Raw genomic sequence first — 1497 nt, forward strand, 5'->3', positions numbered from 1 at the left:
ATCAGTCTCTTTGATCTTTTTAGTGTGGGGGTGGGTCCTTCGTCTTCGCATACGGTGGGGCCGATGCGGGCTGCCCGCCGGTTTGTGGTGGAGCATCTGGTCACGGAGTCTTTTATGACCGGGGGCCGGGAGGTCCTTGCTTCTTCGGGTACCGCGGTTGCTGGTTCTGCTGCTGTGTCGGGTTCTGGCGCATTGGCTGGGATTTCTCCGATTGACCGGCTGGCTGGTATCCAGGTGGAGCTCTTTGGTTCGCTTTCGGCTACTGGTGCTGGGCATGGGACTTTTGAGGCGATTCTGCTGGGCTTGGAGGGGTGGGCGGCTGAGGAGATCAGCCCGGAGCAGGTTGATGAGCGTAACGCAGTCATTGAGGCGACTGGGATGGTGCAGGTGGCTGCCCAGTTGGGGCACCGGGTGGATGTGACCCTGCGGGTGGCCGATTTCATCCAGCGTCCCTTGACTCATCTGGAACGGCATTCTAATGCGATGGTTCTGCGGGCTGTCGATGCCCAGGATGAGCTGTTGGCGGAGCAGACCTACTACTCGGTCGGTGGTGGGTTCGTGGTCGCTGACTCCGAGGATCCGGAGGCTGAGGTGGATGCTGCTGAGGATCAGGTGCCCTATCCGTTCGGTACCTCTGCGGAGCTGATGGGCCACTGCCGGGAGTCTGGGCTGTCGGTCTCTGAAATCATGCTGGCTAATGAGACTGCTCGCCGCCCAGAAGCCGAGGTGCTAGAGGGGATCTGGCACTTGTGGGAGGTCATGGAGGCCTGTAAAGACTCTGCGCTGAAACGTGAGGGGCCGCTTCCTGGTGGGTTGAACGTGCGTCGTCGTGCCCCGGGCTGGCATGCCAAGATGTGGGCTGATGATCCGCAGCGTTCCCATGCCTATTGGCAGGAATGGGTGAATCTGGTCGCATTGGCGGTCAATGAGGAGAACGCCTCCGGGGGAAGGGTGGTCACCGCGCCTACTAATGGGGCGGCTGGGATCATCCCGGCAGTGGGGTTCTACGCTACTCATTACGGGCCCGGGGCCAGCTATGCCCAGAAGAGCGATCTGCGCCGGATTCTCACCACCTATCTGCTCACCGCAGCAGCGATTGGGGTGTTGTATAAGGAGCAGGCCTCGATCTCCGGTGCTGAGGTGGGTTGTCAGGGTGAGGTCGGTTCAGCCTCTTCGATGGCAGCCGCTGGGCTGTGTGAGGTTCTGGGCGGGAGCCCGGCTCAGGTGGAGAACGCCGCGGAGATCGCTATGGAGCATAACCTGGGGCTGACCTGTGATCCGATCTCAGGGCTGGTGCAAGTGCCCTGTATCGAGCGTAATGCGATCGCCGCTACCAAGGCGGTCAACGCCGCCCGGATGGCACTGATGGGTGATGGTGAACACCGGGTCAGCCTAGATGAAGTCATCACCACTATGCGCCAGACCGGCAAAGACATGTCCCATAAATACAAAGAAACCGCCCTAGGCGGCCTAGCCGTCAACGTCATCGAATGCTAA

At 60.7% G+C, this 1497-nt stretch carries 1 protein-coding gene; it reads left to right on the plus strand.

What is annotated here, in order from left to right; genetic code table 11:
* Positions 1–1497, plus strand: a 1497-nt coding sequence (locus tag F0311_RS09350; protein WP_191089851.1) for an L-serine ammonia-lyase, incomplete at its 5' end; no start/stop codon positions are given.

Source organism: Nesterenkonia ebinurensis (assembly GCF_008711175.1).
Lineage (GTDB): Bacteria > Actinomycetota > Actinomycetes > Actinomycetales > Micrococcaceae > Nesterenkonia > Nesterenkonia ebinurensis.